The sequence below is a fragment of the Arthrobacter sp. GMC3 genome, assembly GCF_002929305.1.
In the GTDB taxonomy this organism is placed as follows: domain Bacteria; phylum Actinomycetota; class Actinomycetes; order Actinomycetales; family Micrococcaceae; genus Specibacter.
In genome coordinates this window covers 85,206-102,511 of the sequence record NZ_PJIO01000004.1, presented here as the reverse complement: position 1 = coordinate 102,511, position 17,306 = coordinate 85,206, and the positions used below count along the sequence as shown (strand labels likewise).

General features: G+C 61.0%; 16 protein-coding genes. 1 reads left to right on the top strand and 15 read right to left on the bottom strand.

The features are described from left to right. Nucleotides 1–75 precede the first annotated feature (75 nt). The 15 genes from CXQ94_RS08915 to CXQ94_RS08845 form a co-directional block, all read right to left on the bottom strand. The gene (locus CXQ94_RS08915; protein WP_104088762.1) at nucleotides 76–678 is read right to left on the bottom strand and encodes an alkylhydroperoxidase domain protein; all 603 of its coding nucleotides are present in this window, start codon (nucleotides 676–678) and stop codon (nucleotides 76–78) included. After that, nucleotides 675–1,349, bottom strand: a complete 675-nt coding sequence (locus CXQ94_RS08910) for a CMD domain protein (protein WP_104088759.1) — start codon at nucleotides 1,347–1,349, stop codon at nucleotides 675–677. The genes CXQ94_RS08915 and CXQ94_RS08910 overlap by 4 nt, the downstream gene beginning before the upstream one ends. After that, nucleotides 1,346–2,395, bottom strand: a complete 1,050-nt coding sequence (locus CXQ94_RS08905; protein WP_104088757.1) for a putative FMN-dependent luciferase-like monooxygenase — start codon at nucleotides 2,393–2,395, stop codon at nucleotides 1,346–1,348. The genes CXQ94_RS08910 and CXQ94_RS08905 overlap by 4 nt, the downstream gene beginning before the upstream one ends. Continuing rightward, a complete protein-coding gene (locus tag CXQ94_RS08900; protein ID WP_258066896.1) occupies nucleotides 2,392–4,050 on the bottom strand; it encodes an ABC transporter ATP-binding protein in 1,659 nt (552 codons plus the stop codon). Before CXQ94_RS08900 ends, CXQ94_RS08905 begins: the two co-directional genes overlap by 4 nt. Then, on the bottom strand, nucleotides 4,047–4,928 hold the full coding sequence (locus tag CXQ94_RS08895; protein ID WP_104088752.1) for an ABC transporter permease: 882 nt from the start codon (nucleotides 4,926–4,928) through the stop codon (nucleotides 4,047–4,049). The genes CXQ94_RS08900 and CXQ94_RS08895 overlap by 4 nt, the downstream gene beginning before the upstream one ends. After that, on the bottom strand, nucleotides 4,925–5,869 hold the full coding sequence (locus CXQ94_RS08890; RefSeq protein WP_104088749.1) for an ABC transporter permease: 945 nt from the start codon (nucleotides 5,867–5,869) through the stop codon (nucleotides 4,925–4,927). The genes CXQ94_RS08895 and CXQ94_RS08890 overlap by 4 nt, the downstream gene beginning before the upstream one ends. 1 nt (nucleotide 5,870) lies before the next feature. Then, nucleotides 5,871–7,538 (bottom strand): TIGR04028 family ABC transporter substrate-binding protein, encoded by a 1,668-nt coding sequence (locus tag CXQ94_RS08885; RefSeq protein ID WP_104089270.1) that lies wholly within the window; start codon nucleotides 7,536–7,538, stop codon nucleotides 5,871–5,873. A gap of 182 nt (nucleotides 7,539–7,720) precedes the next feature. Continuing rightward, on the bottom strand, nucleotides 7,721–8,623 hold the full coding sequence (locus tag CXQ94_RS08880) for a sulfurtransferase (RefSeq protein WP_104088746.1): 903 nt from the start codon (nucleotides 8,621–8,623) through the stop codon (nucleotides 7,721–7,723). Further along, entirely contained in the window at nucleotides 8,620–10,095 is a 1,476-nt protein-coding gene (locus CXQ94_RS08875; protein WP_104088743.1) for an NtaA/DmoA family FMN-dependent monooxygenase, read from the bottom strand. Before CXQ94_RS08875 ends, CXQ94_RS08880 begins: the two co-directional genes overlap by 4 nt. Before the next feature lie 103 nt (nucleotides 10,096–10,198). After that, nucleotides 10,199–11,035, bottom strand: coding sequence for an ABC transporter ATP-binding protein (locus tag CXQ94_RS08870; RefSeq protein ID WP_104088740.1), 837 nt, complete (start codon nucleotides 11,033–11,035; stop codon nucleotides 10,199–10,201). Between the two features lie 30 nt (nucleotides 11,036–11,065). Further along, entirely contained in the window at nucleotides 11,066–12,127 is a 1,062-nt protein-coding gene (locus tag CXQ94_RS08865) for an iron chelate uptake ABC transporter family permease subunit (RefSeq protein WP_104088737.1), read from the bottom strand. Continuing rightward, nucleotides 12,124–13,197, bottom strand: coding sequence for an iron chelate uptake ABC transporter family permease subunit (locus tag CXQ94_RS08860; RefSeq protein WP_258066895.1), 1,074 nt, complete (start codon nucleotides 13,195–13,197; stop codon nucleotides 12,124–12,126). The genes CXQ94_RS08865 and CXQ94_RS08860 overlap by 4 nt, the downstream gene beginning before the upstream one ends. A 26-nt stretch (nucleotides 13,198–13,223) precedes the next feature. Then, nucleotides 13,224–14,297: an ABC transporter substrate-binding protein gene (locus tag CXQ94_RS08855; RefSeq protein ID WP_104088734.1), complete on the bottom strand. Its 1,074-nt coding sequence runs from the start codon at nucleotides 14,295–14,297 to the stop codon at nucleotides 13,224–13,226. Next, entirely contained in the window at nucleotides 14,294–15,367 is a 1,074-nt protein-coding gene (locus tag CXQ94_RS08850) for an ABC transporter substrate-binding protein (RefSeq protein WP_104088732.1), read from the bottom strand. The genes CXQ94_RS08855 and CXQ94_RS08850 overlap by 4 nt, the downstream gene beginning before the upstream one ends. Nucleotides 15,368–15,517: 150 nt before the next feature. After that, the gene (locus CXQ94_RS08845; protein ID WP_219817012.1) at nucleotides 15,518–16,366 is read right to left on the bottom strand and encodes an AraC family transcriptional regulator; all 849 of its coding nucleotides are present in this window, start codon (nucleotides 16,364–16,366) and stop codon (nucleotides 15,518–15,520) included. 97 nt (nucleotides 16,367–16,463) lie between these two features. Between CXQ94_RS08845 and CXQ94_RS08840 the strand changes: the two genes are divergently transcribed. Next, on the top strand, nucleotides 16,464–17,252 hold the full coding sequence (locus tag CXQ94_RS08840; protein WP_104088729.1) for a siderophore-interacting protein: 789 nt from the start codon (nucleotides 16,464–16,466) through the stop codon (nucleotides 17,250–17,252). Nucleotides 17,253–17,306 lie beyond the last annotated feature (54 nt).

Here is a 17,306-nt window from a genome sequence, read left to right as displayed (position 1 = left end):
CCGCTCCCCCGCCAATTCGAAGCCCCTTGGCGGGCTCGGGATCGCTCGTATCCCGAGCCCACCAAAAAAGGCTGCCTACGCCGGTTGTTCGGGTTCACCGATCGAAAGCATCAACCGGTTGGCCCAATTAAAGAACGCGCTGCCATGAATCACATCAGATAGTTCCAAGGCATCCAAGCCCTCATGCTGCAGGGCTGCGATGTGTCCAGCGTTCAGCCGCGGGGGCGTCTGAGCCAATGCCGTTGCAGCAGCCACAATGGCGTTCCAACGAGTCCCAAGGTCGGACGAAGAACCCTGATCCAGGAGCCTTTGAATGTCTTGGTGCCTATCGGAGAAGTGGGACGCGAATCGGGCGTGGACCGAGGCGCAGAAGACACAGCCGTTGACACGGGAAGTTGCTGCGGCGGCTAGCTCGCGGTCGTCCCGAGGGAGTCCTTCCTTCGTGTTGTAGAAGATGTCCTTATCAGTGCGGGTACGCGCGCCCAAAATGTCGGGATCCCGGGCTAGCAAACGAAAATAGTCGCTTGCGGCACGTGCCTTATCAACGAGTCCGGCCTGTTGACGTTCGCTGAGATCGTCAACATTGGGGGCTTGCAACCATGGGCGCCAGCCCAACTCTTCTTGGGTGAAGTACTCTGGACGGTTCAGGCTGGGGTAGGTGATCACTTGCTCGGTCATGATCCGATCCTTACTGTCTGGTCCTTTGAGGGAATAGTGGTTGGCGTGCTCGCGAGTGTGCCCTGCAGTGCTATGTCCAGGACTTGCAGCCCAGAAATTACACGAAGCTGATAGGCCAGGAATGCTACAAGTTGGGAAAGGGTTACGATCCCCGTCGTTGACCACCCCGCTTCCACGAGGGAGTGAAGTGCGGCAGGGGATGATTCCCTGGGCCGGAACACCAGCAGATGAGCGTGCTCCAACGCGGCACTCAGCCGGGTTCCCAGGGCACCACTGATTGCCTCAGGGATTTGCCACCGCAGTCCCGGCTGGTTTTCACTGCGCAATCCAATTTCCCGGTAGTCACCGTAGGGGCCCTGCGCTGCCCCGGAAACCGCTGATTCAAGGACGGCGACTCGAAGGTTGCGGTCAGAATCGTTCCCGTTCAGCCCCTCTCCATAGAACTCCGCCGCTTCGACATGGCTGTGAAGCGATGCCACGAACGTGGCGACGGCAAAGCGTTCGGACAGACTGGCGTCGTCGAGCTCGTCGGCATGAAACAGGGCCAGATAGCTGGCCTGGGTGTTCTCTCTGGTGACGGGGCGACGGCGGCGAAGCAGATCCAGGGCCGATCCCGGCGACGTCCCCAAAATTGTGTCAACGGCGTCGGTAACTGAAATGGTGCTGGTCATTTTTCTCCTTGCAAGGCGCTGGTAGGTGTGGGGGCTGCTTTCCATCCGAGGCGGGGTGCAACTTCGGATGCTGTGAGTTCCAAAGAACGCAAAATATGTTCGTGCGGCGGATCAATGGAATGGACTTGGAATGAAATATCGGTGACTCGTTCCAGGGAAGTATCTTGACTTAGCGACGCCACTACGTCCTCTACGGTCCCGACGTGCGAGTCAGTCGCTGCAATCAGGCTTTCCACATGATTGCTTTCAAAAACATGACCCTGCCGTTCGAAGTGCGGCAAGATGCGTCGCAATCCGGCCTCGGCCAGGCGCAACGCCTCGGCCCGGTCATCGGCGACAAACAGGGTGCGGGAGGCAAGGATCCGTGGTTGGGCCCCCTCTGGCAGGGCCTGTAAATAGGCGTCAATAATAGGGTTCTGGACCTCGTCAAGCGGGGCCTGGGCGGCCGCGGCATCCCGAGGTTGAGTACGGGAGAGCATCAGGCCGTCACCTGCGCGCCCCGCGCGTTCGCCACCTGATGCGGAGAACGTGGCCTGCCATAGCCGATCCAGCAAATGGGGCGCTGGCGGGTAGAGGTGGTTCTCCACGGATCCAAGGTCCTTCCCCGACCACGCTTCAATGATGAGTTGCAGTTTTTGATCGAAGAGCTCCCGGCGCTCATCGGAGACCAGCCCAAACGCGGTGAAGGAGGATGCCGTACCACCGGTGCCCACCCCCACTTCAAGGCGTCCACCGGAGAGTAGATCCAAGACGGCGGTGTCCTCTGCCACCCTCAAAGCATCTTCCAGGGGAAGGGTGATGATCCCGGTGCCGATCCTTATTCTGGAGGTCAGGGCTGCCACGTGTGAGAGGAAAACTAGCGGTGAGGGCAGGCCGCCTTCACTCTCGTGAAAATGATGTTGCGCAACCCACGCTGACTCGAATCCGAGCTCTTCAGCTTTGATGATCTGTTCGACGGCGAGGCGGTAGCGTTCGGCAGGGGTCACATCGTCGAGCAGGCGGGTAAAGAATCCGATCCGCTTGGGCGCGCTGACGGAGATGGTCATGGTTGGGCCTTTCGGTTGCCAGGGATCGCGTTGATCAGTGCTTGGGTGTATGGGTGCTGTGGGTTCGCGAAGACCTCGGACACGGTTCCGATCTCCACCTGCCGACCACCGCTCATCACCGAGACGGTGTCGGCGATTTGGCGGACCACGGCAAGGTCATGGGTGATGAAAACGTAGCTCAGCTCCAATTCCTGCTGCAGGTCCTCCAACAGTGCCAAGATTTGGGACTGCACCGTGACATCCAGAGCGGACACAGCCTCGTCCAAGATCAACACCTGCGGTTTAAGGACCAGCGCCCGGGCGATGGCAACACGCTGGCGTTGGCCTCCGGATAGTTCGTGGGGATGCTTGTGTAACAGGGCCTCCGGTAGCCTGACGCGTTCGAGGAGCTCCTTCACGACCTCTTTTCGACGCGGCTTGGGAATGGTGCCGAAATTCAGCAATGGCTCCTCGATAATGCGAGCTATGGTTTGCCTCGGATCCAAGGATGTGAAGGGGTTCTGGTAAACGAGTTGTACCTGCTGGCGGAAGCGCCGGAGCCCTTTTGCATCAAGTCCGGTGACGTCCTGGCCGGCGATCACGATCGTGCCTTCGGTGGGACGGTGGAAACCGGCGAGCGCACGGGCGGTTGTTGTCTTTCCGGAGCCCGATTCACCCACAATTGCGTGTGTGGTGCCCCGGGGGACGTTAAAGCTGACGTCGTCGACGGCGCGGAAGTCCGGAAGGTTCCTCCCTGTGGGAAAGTCCTGGACAAGGTTGCGAACCTCAACGGCGTTGTCTGCTCCGCCAGCACGAAACTCCCGGGCGTTGCCCGTCAGAATGGATGGTGCGTCGGCTAGTAGCTGACGGGTGTAGGGGCTGGAGGGCGTCCTAAGCACGTCGGCGGTGGTGCCATGCTCTTGGACCTGACCACCCTTGAGGACGACAATCCGATCTGCGCGGTCAGCAGCAACGCCGAGGTCGTGAGTGACGAATAGGACGGCCGTGCCGAACTCGGTTCGCAGGTCATCGACCAGGTCAAGAATTCGCTGCTGAACGGTGACGTCCAAGGCGCTCGTGGCTTCGTCAGCGATGATCAGTTGCGGTTGCAGTGCTATAGCCGCGGCAATCAGCACCCTTTGTTTCATACCCCCGGAAAGTTCGTGAGCAAATTGCTTGGCCCGGCGTGAGGGGTCGGGGATGCCGACGCGTTCGAGCAGTTCCAGAACTCGCTGACGCCGTTGGTCCTTCGGCAGTTTGGTGTGCAGGCGTAGTACTTCGTCGACGTGCGCTCCAACGGTGAGGACGGGGTTTAGTGAACTGGTTGGATCTTGCGGGATCAGGCTGATCTTCTGGCCTCTGATGGCTTCGAGGCGCTTTTGGGACCAGCCTGAGATATCCGTGCCGTTGAGCATGATGGCACCGCCATCGATCCGGCCATTTCCTGCCAGAAGTCCAATCACAGCCTGGGCGGTGGTCGACTTTCCGGAGCCGGACTCCCCCACCAGGGCAAGCACCTCACCGGGTGCGACGCTCAATGAAACATCGTGGACCACCCTGCGCAGGGTTCTGTGCCCGTCCGCATATGACACGGACAGATTCCGCAGTTCCAGGACAGGAACTTGTACTGGAACTGATTCAAGGGCAGGGGCCAGTTCTGTGAGGGCGCCGTTCACGGTTGTACCTTTCGAACGGAGTGGCTGATGCGGTTGGTAGAGAGGACGACGGCGACGACGACCAACCCTGGATAGGTGGTGAGCCACCATGCTGTGGCGAGGTAGCTGCGTCCCTCAGCGATCAGGAGCCCCCATTCGGGAGTAGGTGGCGGGGCGCCGTAGCCAAGGAATCCCAAAGTGGAGATTGCCAAGATCGCCGACCCGAACTGGAGCGCGACCAGGGCAAGAACTGGCCCGGCAGAGTTGGGCAGGATGTGACGGCGGAGCACTGCGGCGAACGTGCCGCCGCTACCAAATGCTGCCTCAACAAAATCGCTGCGGCGAACGCGGAGAACTTCGGATCGGGAGAGCCTGGCAAAACTTGCAACCGAGCCGATACCCACCGCTATGGCGGCATTCACCGTCCCGAACCCGAGGATGATGATGATGCTCAGCGACAGCAGCAGTCCCGGAATGGACAAAAGCACGTCGACAATACGCATCACCACAGAGTCGGTGATGCCGCCAACCGAGCCGGCGAGAAGACCCAGAAAGGTGCCCACGATCAGGCCCACAGCAACGGCGACTAGGGCCCCCGAGACTGAATGCACCGAACCATGGACGATCCGGGAGAAGAGATCCCGACCCAACTCGTCAGTGCCCAGCAAGTGGCCCCCACCGGGCGGCAGAAGCTTTTCCCTGGCGGTACCGGAGGTGGCACTTTGACTGGTGAAAAGACCGGGGGCAATGACCCAAAGCGTGACGATGCCCAAGACCAGCCAGGACAGTAGAAGGCCAGGCTGGATTCTTGAGCCAAGTAACCGGCGCCTTCGTGGTGTGCCGTCGAGGCCCGGGCCCGCAGTTCTTGCGGTGGCGCTAGTCAATGTTGTCTGACTCATGTCAGGGCACCTGTTTTTCTTTTCAGTCGGGGATCCAAAACCGGGTACATCAGGTCCACGGCCAGGTTGACCAGCACAAAGGCTGTTGCCGCGAGCACCACCACAGCTTGCAATACGGCGACGTCTTGGCTGTTGACGGCTTGTTGGGTGAGCTGCCCTACGCCCGTGCGGCCAAAGACCGTCTCGGTGACTACCGCCCCGCCGATGAGCTCACCAAGCAGGACGCCAGCTATTGTCAGCGTCGGGAGGATGGCGTTGCGAACCACATGATGACTGAGCACCCAGGCGTTGCTACCGCCCCTTGACCGTGCAACGCCAACGAAAGGTTGCGTTCGGACGTCGTCAATGCTGCGGATCAACACCTGCGCAAGTGGCGCCGAGATCGGGATCGCCAGTGTTGCCACCGGCAGAATCAGGCCCAGCCCTGCAGGAGGATTGATCACCGGGATGAGCTTTAGTTGAAAGGAGAAAATCTGGATCAACACGATTCCGAGCCAAAATACTGGAACTGAAACAAAGATCGAGGGCAGTGCTATGAGCGCGTTCCGAAGCCAGGCAAACTCACTCAGGCTGGAGAGAAAGGCAATGGCCAGTGCCAGCACCACCGCAGCGAGGAATCCCAACCCGGCCAACGAGAGTGTGGCAGGAACGCTAGCAGCCAGCTGCTCCACTACCGGCACGCCAGCTTGTACCGAATAGCCGAAGTTTCCTCTCAAAAAGTCGCCCAGCGTGTTCAGGTATTGCACGAACAACGGCGAATCCGCACCGTAGGAGGCGCGAATATCCTGGATTTCCGCAGGGCTTAGCCCCAGATCAGGGTTTTGATACTTGATCATTAATGCATCCCCGGGCAGCGCCTGCAATAATACGAACGCAACGGTGAATGCTGCCCACAACACCAGCGCGGCCTGCCCGATTCGGTTCAAAAGGTAGCGCTGCATATCAGTGCTTGTCGAGCCAGACGCCATACAGGCTCGGACGGCCCACTGCCTCGAACCCCAGCCCGTGCAGGTACGGTGCTGTTGCGTAAACCTGTGGCTCCTCGAAGATCGGTATGACAAGGGCCTGGTCGATCAGGTGGTTCTGGATATCCGCTACGTCCTGAAGACGTTGTGCTGGATCTGTTCGGGCAGTTTCGGTCTCCAGGAGGGTGTTGAGCTTTTCATCCACAAAAGTCTTAACTTTCTGGCTGCTTCCACCCTTCTGCAGAAGCGCATCACGGTTCTTCGGGTAGAACTGGCTCTTGATCACGTCCGGATCGGCACGACCAACCATCGCCACGGTGAGCGGGGTCTTTTCCGGGTCGAGGTTGTCCACTGTCTTGCTGCCGGAATCTCCGGTTAGGACGTTGAGCTTGACCCCTACCTTTTCCCACTGCTGTGCCACAAGCTGCAGCACCGCTTTGTTCTGTGGTTGCGGCAGCGATTCATAGACGTTGAGCGAGAGCTGGGCCCCGTCCTTGCTGCGGATGCCATCAGTTCCGGGCTTCCAGCCAGCCTCATCCAGCAGCTTCTTTGCTTTTTCCGGGTCATAGCCAAGCTTCGACGACAGATCAACATAGCCGGCCGCGTCCTTGGCCAGCACGGATGTAGCAACTGGGTAGTTCGCGGAGAAGATCGTCTCAACAACCTCCTTGGTGTCCGTGGCCTTGAGCAGGGCCTGGCGGACCCGAACATCTGAGACGAGGGCGTTGTCGGGGCGGAAGGCAATGCTGTCGTTAACACCCTTCGTACCCGGGGCGGAGATGGCAAAGCCCTTCGAGGTGACCTGGTTTTCGTCATAGGCCTGTACCTGACGGATCAGATCACCCTGCCCTGCGATCAGTGAGCCAGTACGCACGCTATCTTCTGGTGTTACCACGATCTTCACCGCGTCCAGGTACGCCCGCCCTTGGTGCTTGGCCGTAGTGGGCGCCCAGTTGTAGTCGGTGCGGGCATCCAGGACAACTTCTTTGCCGAGGACTTCACTGGCGACGGTGAAGGGTCCGCTGCCGATGATGTTCTTCGCATTGCCCAAGTCATCGAAGTTTCGGTCCAGGGTGCTGACGGAGACGATGCCTGAGCCGATGGTCGCCGTGCCCTGCAGGAAGCCGGGGGAAGATTTCTTGAAGAAGAACTTCAAGGTTAGCGGGTCGATGACCTCGCTGTGGTCATAGTTGTTGATCACCTCGGAGACGGGCTGGTTCAGAGCTTTGTTGCCGAGCCCATAGGTGTCGAAGTTGCGTGCGACGGCGGCAGCGTCCACCGGTGTTCCGTCAGAAAAAGTGGCGCCGCTGCGGAGTTTGAACGTGTATTCAGTCAGCTCCGGGTTGCTGCTCCACGACTCGGCAAGCCAGGGTTCAATTTTGAGGGTATCCGGGTTCTGGTACGTGAGTTTGTCGGTGATCTGGTTCAAGATGCCACCGTTGGGGTAGAAACCACCGGAGGGAGGATACAGGTTGGTGTGTGCCTGCTGTTCGAGATAGACCAGGGTGCCGCCCGAAACCGGGGAACTTGTGTCCTGGTTTGCTGGCGCGGCGCCAGTGTTGGTGCCGCAACCGGCAAGGACGCTAGCGAGTGTTAAAGCGGCGATGCCTGCTGTTAAGGCCCGGACGGATTTGGGAAAAGCCACGGTGATTTCTTCTTTCAATTCTGGGATGGTCCGTTGCCCCCTGAGGCGGGGACGGGAGCGGTCTTTGTTCCTCTAGCATCAACTTATGAGTGGCACAGTGCGGCGCCAAAGTTCTCAGACATCGGCGGACACGTCGGTTCGTACTGCGTAAAGTTCAGTCATTTTCCGCAACGCAAGGACTGCTATTTCGCTGGGCTACATGCGCTTAAACCTTGGCTTGTGGCCGACCAGGCAGACCATGATCCGACGTACAGTGCGGATTCGATGCCCAGCGTGGCCAAGGTCAGCACCTTGTGGGCTGCCAGGACTCCAGCCCCGCAATAGCTGCCCACGGCTGTGCCATTGACGACTCCCGCTGCCCTGTTCCGGGCACGAAGTTCGGCATCGGGAAGCAGTAGCCCCTCCGCATCCACATCGGCACTACTGGGCAGGTTCCTTGCCCCCGGGATGTGAGCAGGAGTTCCTGCTGTCAAGGCTGAGAAGTGCACAACTTCCCGTGCATCGATCAGGACGCCCCTGGCTGGGAGCTGGTCAACCACTTCGGTGCTTATGGTAAGCATGTGCCCTTCGCTCAAGGCCACAGTTCCTCGGTCGACGGCGGCCGCTGGTGTAGTTGTGGTGGGAAGCTCTCGAACACGCCAGTACCCGTAACCGCCGTCCAAGACTCGGATATTTCTTAGACCGGCCCACCGTAGGATCCACCAGGCCCGGGCCGCAGAGAGGCCGTTCCTGTTGTCGTACACCACAATTCGTGAGTCCGCGTTAACGCCCAAGAACCGCAGTGCTTCTTGCAGGGCCCCGATCCGCGGCAAGGGCAGAGCGCCCTCTGTTGCGGTGGATGTGGAGTTGGGGCCGGCGTCTGCCAGGACCGTATCCATCGGAACAAAGTGTGCTCCGGGAAGATGGCCGGCGTCGTACTCGGCGCGTGGATCGGCGAGGCCAGGCCGAAAGCGGATGTCCAGCAACACCGGAGCAGAGCTATTGGCAAGCTCGCGAGCGAGTTCGTCCGCGGAGATGAAGTACTGGCCACGAAGGCTACCCGCTCCGGTCGGTGCCCTATCATGCGCGGACGCTACCTGGCTCATCTCGCCACCGGCAAGCTGTCCGTAGCCGGCGCATCGTTGATCCCGCTCTGCTGGAACTGATTCTCCGGGACCGCCAGCCCCAGCTGGTCCCGCAGGGTGACGCCGTCGTAGTTCCCGCGAAACAGCCCTCTGGATTTTAGTTCCGGAACTACCTCTCGGGTGAAACGCTCAAATTGGTCGCCGAGATAGGGGGTGAGGACATTGAAACCGTCAACGCCACCGTCCTGGTACCAGGACTGCAGATAGTCGGCTATTAGTTGCGGGGTGCCCACCACCACGCTGTAAGGGACGAGATGGTTGACGAGGACATCGCGCCAGCGCACCGGGCGTTTGCTGCCCGGCACCCTTCCGGACCGATGTTTCACCAGGTCCAGGAGGTGAACGCCGCGCGCATTGAATGCCGCGGCATCGGCGGCACTGACGTCGGCCTCCAGATCGTGGCCGGCAGCCGTCCCGATCACCTCGTCAAGGACGGCGATGCTACGGCCAGTGGGGAACCCCTCACGCCCGTCGTGCTGGCCCGGTGATACGGGAACGAGTGACACCAGGGTGTCGTGGATTTCCCACGCCTCCTCGAGAGTGCTGCCGATGATGGGTAGTACCGGGGTGATTATTTTGACCGCACCGGGATTCCGGCCAGTCCCGGCCACACCGCGCCGGAGGTTGTCGGTGGCTTCCTTGGCCGCGGCCAGGGATGGCAAGGCGACAAGGGCGAGGTCCGCCCGCGTGTGGACCAGCTGCCGTGACCTTTCAGATGTCCCGGCATGGACAAGAGGGACATGTCCTTGAACCGGTCTAAGAACATTCAAGGGGCCTGCAACAGGGTGGTGAACGCCAGGGAAATCGGCACGATGCAATTTTGTGGGGTCAATGTACACCCCGCGTTCCTGGTTCGCGACAAGCGCGCCCTCGCCCCAGCTGTCCCAAAGCAACCGCAATGCGTCAACAAGTTCCGTGGCCGAGTCGTAGCGCTGCTCGTTGTCCCAGTGGGCGTCTCGGCCATGGTTTGCCGCGGCCCGGGGTTCTGCACCGGTGACGATGTTTAGCCCCAGCCGCCCGCCGCTCAGCCGATCCACTGAGGCGCTAATCCGTGCCAGCGTGTAGACGTCAGAGTACGTGGCGTTGACGGTGGCGATCAGTCCGATCCGTGAGGTAACCCCGGACAGGAACGCCACGGCACTGAGCGGCTCAATCCGTGCCGCGAGATACGGATCCCGGAATTCAAGATCCGCCCCGGTGGCGAGCCAGTCGCCGAAGAAGATGTAGTCCAGTCCGGCCCGTTCAGCTTCCAACGCCGTTGCCTTGATGACGTCAGGATCGGTGTGGGGATCATGGTGTGCCCCCGGATACCGCCACCCTGACGGGTATGCACCGACAGCACGGAACATCGCCCCCAGGATGATGGGGGGACGCTTCGGACCTCCGGTGGACGAAGAATCTGGGGAGTTCTTATGCAGAGGAAAAGTGCTCATTGCTAGAACTTATTGGGGGTCGGGCAGGCCAAACCAATGAGTCTTCATGCCGCTTAGCAGAAGGTCACGTCCGGACATGTGAGGTCATCGTTGCGAGCGCTTTTCAAATCCTTGGGGACAGCCCGGTGTTCTTGAATGGCACCACCAACGGCCCTCCGGTAATCGGGTCGGCGATGACCACTGAGTCGATGCCGAACACTTTGGCCACGTTCTCCACCGTGACAACCTCCTCGGGTGGTCCTTCCGCGACGACCTGCCCATCCTTCATCGCAATTAGGTGCGTCGCATACCGCGCTGCGTGGTTGAGGTCATGCAGCACCGCGACAAGGGTGTGCCCGTCTGCATGCAATGCACTGAATAGCTCCATCAGTTCGATTTGGTGGGCAATGTCAAGGAACGTCGTGGGCTCGTCCAGGAGCAGTAGTGGGGTCTGCTGGGCCAAGACCATTGCCACCCAGACCCGCTGCCGTTGGCCGCCAGAGAGTTCATCCACCAGACGGGAGGACAGCTCGGTTAGATGGGTTGCCGCCAGCGCGCCGGAGACTGCGATCTCATCGCGGTGCGAGAACTGCTGGAGCAGCTTCTGATGAGGATAGCGACCACGGCCCACCAGGTCGGCCACCGTAATACCGTCGGGTGAAATCGAGGATTGGGGCAGCAAGCCGATGCGGCGGGCCACCTCCTTCGCTTGGTATTTGGAGATCTCCTTGCCATCGAGCAGCACGGCTCCGTTGCTGGGGGTCAGAAGCCGTGAGAGTGCGCGCAAAAGGGTCGATTTTCCGCAGGCGTTGGGTCCGATAATGACGGTGAAGGACCCTGGCGGAATGGTGACGTTCAGGTCTGCGGAGATGGTCCGCTTGTCGTATCCGATGGTGACGTTTTCGGCACGAAGATCGCTCGAGTCGACAGCGGCCGGAAGAGTCTCAGTGAGTGTGTTCACGAGTGTACTTTCTGAGGGGTGGGAACGTGACTATTTTCTGCGTCGATACTCGCGTACGAGAAGCCAGAGCAAGTACGTGCCGCCGATCGAGACAGTGATGATGCCGACAGGCAGCTGGATGGAATTCGCCACGACATCGGCACAGGTCAGCAGCAGCGCACCAGTCAGTGCCGCCGGAATCATTCCTATGCCGGAGACACCGGTGAGCCGGCGGGCAATCTGCGGCGCAGCGAGGGCGATGAAGGAAATCGGGCCAGCGGCGGCAGTGACCAGTGCGGTCAGGGCAACACCGATCACCACCACCCCAAGGCGAAGTCTTTCGGTGCGCAGGCCCAACGCCTTGGCTGCGTCATCCCCCATCTCCAATTGCCGCATACCCGGCCCCAGTGCTAGGGCCATTGGCACCAGCAACACCAAAATGGTGAGCATGGGCCAGAACTGGTCAAAACTGAGTCCATTCAGGGACCCGGAACCCCAAGCGGCCGCGGACATGGCGTCTTGCAGCTTGGCCCGCAGCATCAGATAGGAATTGACGGAGCCGAGCACCGCGCTGACCCCGATGCCCATGATGATAAGCCGGAATCCTTCAACACCGCGGCGGTAGGCCAAGAGGTAGACCAGTGCCGCCGTCACGATACCGCCGATGAGTGAGCCCGCCGCGACAAGATAGTAGCCCGTGCTGCCGGCCACGAGCATGACCAACAAAGCACCAGTGTAGGAGCCGGCTGCGAAACCAATGATGTCCGGGCTACCCAGGGGGTTGCGTGTCAGTGACTGAAAAAGTGCCCCGCTCATGCCGAGTGCCGCACCACAGAAGATGGCGAACAGCAGGCGCGGAAGTCGCCATTTGACCACCACCATCTCTGTGCGCCGGTCCCCCTGGCCTAGGAGCGCCGACACCACATCAGAAAGTGGTGTGTGGGAAGCGCCCGCGGTCAGCGTGTAAGCTCCCACGAGAACGATCAGGGCCACGACGATGACGCCAACAACGATCGTTCGGCGATCGAATCGAAGCGAGACTGGTGGGTTCAAGGAGCGCAGCAAGTACTGGGGGCGGCCGTTCCGGGAGGGAACCCGCTCGGCAAGCTTCACAGTCCACTCACCTTCTTGCGCCGGGCCAACATGATTAGGATGGGGGCGCCGACGACGGCGGTCACCAGTCCCACACGCAGCTCGCCACTGGGCAGAATTATCCTGGCAAGGATATCCGCGACCAGTAAGAGGATCGGCGAGACCACCAGCGTGTAGGCCATGATCCAGCGTTGATCCGGGCCAACAAACCAGCGAACGATGTGTGGCACCATCAATCCGATGAATCCAATGGGGCCAGCCAACGCCGTCGCCCCACCAGCAAGCACCGTGACAGCCACAACCACAACAATCCGGGTGCCCATAACGCTTACCCCAAGAGATCTGCCCACGTCCTCGCCCATGGCCAAGGCGTTGAGCGGCTTAGCCACAAGTAGGGCAAGGATGACCCCGAGGAATATCAGCGGTGCTATCGCGGCGACAACCTCCAAGGACCGGCCACCGATGGATCCGGCACCCCAGTAGCGCATATTGTCGAACGCCTGCGGGTTTTTCAAACTGATACCCGAGGCGATGCCGCCTAGTACGGCGCTCAGGGCGACGCCGGCGAGCGTCATCTGAACAGGGTTGGCAGTGCCGGTGCCCACCGATCCGATCAGGTACACCAGCACTGTCACCACCCCTGCGCCTACCAGGGCGAACCACACATAGCCACGGGCATCGTTGAATCCCAATACCCCCACGGCGATGGTGACAAAAAAACCTGCACCAGCATTGACACCTAAAATGCCGGGGTCGGCCAGGGGGTTCCGGGTGAAGGCCTGGATGAGGGCGCCGGCAAGACCGAGCGCCGGTCCCACCACCAGCCCCACCACTGTGCGGGGAACACGCAATTCCCAGATGATGAGGGCTTCGGTGGTGCCGTCCGGATTGAACAACGCTGCCAGGACGGTGTCCACTGTCAGGTCGCGGGCACCTATCATAATGCTTGCAATGGTGACCACCACCAGTATCCCGGCGGCGGCCAGCAAGCCAAGGGTTCGGAAGGTGGGCGTGTGGACTGTCCCGCGGCTCACTGGCGTGCGGGTCTGTGGTGTCGCGCGTTCGCCGACCAGTTCAGTTGTACTGCTCACTGCTTGAATCCTGTTCGCATGGTGGGCTAGCGGAGCTTGCCGATGGCGTCCGAAAGCGGCCCGACAAAACTGGTCAGGCCCCACGGAATGCTCAGCGGGCTCGGCGAGACCAGTGACATAGTCTGTGCATGATCGCTGGTTACCACCACCGCTCCCCGGTCAATAGGGCCCCAGCTGGCGAAGATGCTGCTGGAAGCCAACGCCTTCTTCCATTGCGCACCATCTTCAACGTTCGTCACGAACACCCCAGGAGTGAGGTCCGACATGTCTTCCAGGCTCACGTTGAAACTGGACGATTCCCGGCTGGCCGCTGCAAGTTCTGAAATTCCCGGAGCTAGGACCATCCCCAGCTGCTCCAGGAGCTGCACGCGGGTGTCGGCCGGTCCATTGAACAGTACGGTTCCATCATCGGAGGGAATCGTACCGTAGGCGAAAGTGACGTCCTTGAACTCAGGATGGTCCTGTGCCGCTGAACTGATCGTCGCGTTGAGGCTCGCCTGCAGCTTTTTGGAACGTTCGGGAACGCCCAGTGCCTTGCCGACGATCTTGATGTTGTCCTCAAGAGGTGTCGCCCATGCCGTTTCCGGGTAGGCGACGGTGGGGGCGATCGCGGAAAGCCGCGTGTAGTCCTCGGCCGTGATCCCGGAATAGGTCGCCAGAATCAAGTCCGGAGCGGTGTCCAGCAGCTTTTCGAAGTCAATCTCGCCGCGTTCCAGGCTCGGCAATGCGAGCGGCAGCTGGCCACCTAGTTCCTGGACCCCTTCGCGGAACCAGGGGAAGTACCCGGCGTCGTCGGCTCCATAGCTGTTTTTCCCGACAGCAACGGGCACCCGGCCCAAGGCCACCACGATGTCCGGTGTGGTCCAACCGATGACGGCTATGCGTTCAGGCTCCTCGGTGATCGTCACCTCCCCCAGGGCGTGCTTGACAGTGACGGGGAATGCTCCGGATTCGGCCTGGCCGGCCGCGACCGCGTCCACCGCCTGTCCAGCAGTGGTGCTGCCTGAGGCGCAGGCGCTGAGCGCGAGGACTGCGATAAGTGCGATGGCGGCCAGGCGCCTCTTCGGAGCGCCCTGGGCGCGCATGCCAAAGGTACTCATGATTGTCCAATGACAGCGCTAAGCTGCGGGACAAGAACATCCAAGCCCCACGGAATTCCAAGAACGCTAACACGCTGGGTCGCGGATGAGAGTGCCTTGTCGGTGATCCAGAGGTCCTTGCCTCCTGTGATGACAGGCCACCGGGAGAACAGCGGATTCTTCAGGGAGTAGTCGACCTCGGATTGTTCGCTGGCCCAGCCCAGGAAGATGTCGGCGTCGACGGTGTCGAGTTTTTCCAAGCTCACACCGAAGCTGAACGAGTCAGCTTCGGCTTTGCCTGCGCCGGCAATCACATCAGGTGCCACCGTCAGCCCCAGGGCCTCAATGAACTTCACCCGAGGGTCGGCGGGACCGTAAATGGCTGCCTCGGTTTCGCCCTCACGCAGGTACGTGCCATAGAGGAAGCTCACGCCCTGAAATTCCGGATGGCTTGTCTTGGCCTGGTCCATTGCGGCCTCGGCACCGGCGACAAGTCCTGCCGCACGTGCCGGACGTCCCAGCGCCTGACCAATACTGGTCGTCATGGCCTGCCATGAGCTCGGCTGCCATGGCTTGTTGTCGTAAGGCAGTGTCGGAGCGATCTCGCTGAGCCGTTGGTAGTCTTCCTGGGAGAAGCCCGAGTAGGGAGCCAAGATAATGTCTGGGGCTTCACCGAGAATCACTTCAAAGTTGAGGTCGCCACTCTCGGAGTAAAACTGCTTCGTCTGCGGCGTTTCAGCAACAAGTTTATCCATGGCCTGGCGCGTCCAGGGGAAGTACCCCTGTTCGTCTCCACCCCAAGTTTGCTTTGAGATGGACGTGGGTACGATCCCCAGAGCTAGTGTCGTGTCGGCCGATTCCGAGTCCATGACCAGCACTCGTTTCGGCTCCTGCTTGATGGTGGTTTCACCGAGGGCGTGCTTGATGGTGACGGGGAAAGCGCCCGATTCGGCCTGGCTGGCCGGTGCCGAATCGGCGTCGCTGGTGCTTAGAGAGCAGCCGCTTATCGCGAGAACTGCGATGAGGGCGAAGGCGACCAGGCTCCGCTTCCGGAGTGGTGCGGCCGTAGTGGCCGAAAGAGTGCTGGACATGATCATCCTGTGTTCGAAGTGTTTACTGTGTGGCACAACCTGACAGGTTAGGACAGGGTTACCTAACATCCAAGCCTAGGGTGTTGGCCCTCGGCTATGTGGACAGCGAGTATCGCATTTCGGACAAGAGTGGTTGCGCGTGCGCAAGCTCTAGCTTGCGGAGATCAGTTCACCCGGAGTGCGGCCAACTACCTTGCGGAAGGCGGCCACGAATGCGCTAGTGGTTCCGTAACCTACTTTTCGCCCCACAGCTCCCACACTCAGGCCCTGTGACAGCAATCCGTGGGCTGAGCGCATGCGAACAAGCCGACGCCAATGCGTAAAACTCATGGCCACCTCCGCCCCAAACGTGCGCGTGATGGTTCGCGAGCTCAGATTCAATCTGCGCGCCCACTGCTCCAAGGAGCGGTCGTCGGAAGGGTCCTTCAGGACGCTGTCAACCAGCTCCCGGATCCTCGGATCGGATGGGATTGGTACCGAGATGCTGCCATAGCCGACCGGTTCAAGCATGTCGATGCAGACCTGCTGAGCCCGCAGCCGTTCCGCCGCGGGCATTCCCGTGCGGGCAAGATGGACCAGCAACTGCTGCACCGCCGCATTGACTCTCACCGCGGTGATACCTTTCCAACCGCGCGTCCAGGCCTCCGGGGTGAACAGTGTCACCCGGGAAGCAACACCGCCGTCCATGTGCCCCTCATGCACCACGCCGCGTGGAATCCAAAGTCCGATCCCGGGCAGCACGCTCCACATTCGCCCGTCGACGATGATCGTCACCACTCCCCTGGCGGACCAAATCAACTCATGCTCGTCGTGGCTATGCGGAGGCCATTGATAAGACTCTTCCTGCTCCATCATTCCGGTCGTCAGCAGGAACGAATCCGGCACTGCCCGAGGGTCGCGCACCACCCTCGCGAGGTCTTCGGCACGGGATCCGATCTTCCCGGACTCGGCGGCGAGGGCGGGAGCAGGAGCAGGAGCAAGAGCAAGCACTGATGTCACAACACAACCTTCCAAAACTATTGTTAGGCTAACCTTACTTTATGCGAAGGCCTGCGACGGCGTCCGCACTTCCTCTCACACACCCGAAGGACCAACAGTGGCAATCCCCTGCGCACCAGCACGCGTCGTGCACGTGACACGTCTATCTCCGCACATGATCCGCATTACCCTCGAGACTGTTGGCGGCTGGCGCTGGCACGTCGACGGGGTCGGAGACGAACGCGTCGACATCGCCATTCCCTGCCCCGGCGAGACCAGGGCCGAACTCGAGACGTTCAACCTGCCGGAGTACGGTCCCGGTTGGACAGGCGAGGAGCCACCATGGCGGCACTACACGATCCGTTCCGTGCACGACGACGGGCGGCGCTTTGACATAGACTTCGCCCTGCACGGACACGGAATCGCATCAACATGGGCCGAGCGGGCCGAGCCTGGTCACGTCATAGGCGTCTTTAACGACGGGGAAAGCCGCTCTTACTACGAGCCACCCTCCGACGCCGAGGTGCAGATCCTCCTCGCCGACGCAACAGGACTCCCGGGCCTCGGGCGCATCCTGGAAGGGCTGGCCGTGGGGGTTCGGGCCGTGGTGATCGCGGAGGTCGCGGACAAAGCCGATATCCTGCCCTTCGCCAGCGCCGCCGACGTCCAGTACCGCTGGCTGGTCGGCACCGGCAATGGTCTCGGTGAAAGCGCCCTCCCCGGCGCGGCCGCCGAACTGGCAGAGCCCGACGCCCCCTGGTACGCCTGGGTTGCGTGCGAGGCCTCTGCGAGCCGCGCCATCCGCAGTGATCTGCGCCAACGGCTCGGATCCCCGCGCGATCGGCATCACGCGATCGGATACTGGGCCCGCAACAAGGCTGGCGACAGGCCTGCCGATATGGACTAGCGAGGGCTGCTGGCAAGGGGCCGTGTCCCGAACCCGATATGGCTTGTCCGCTGT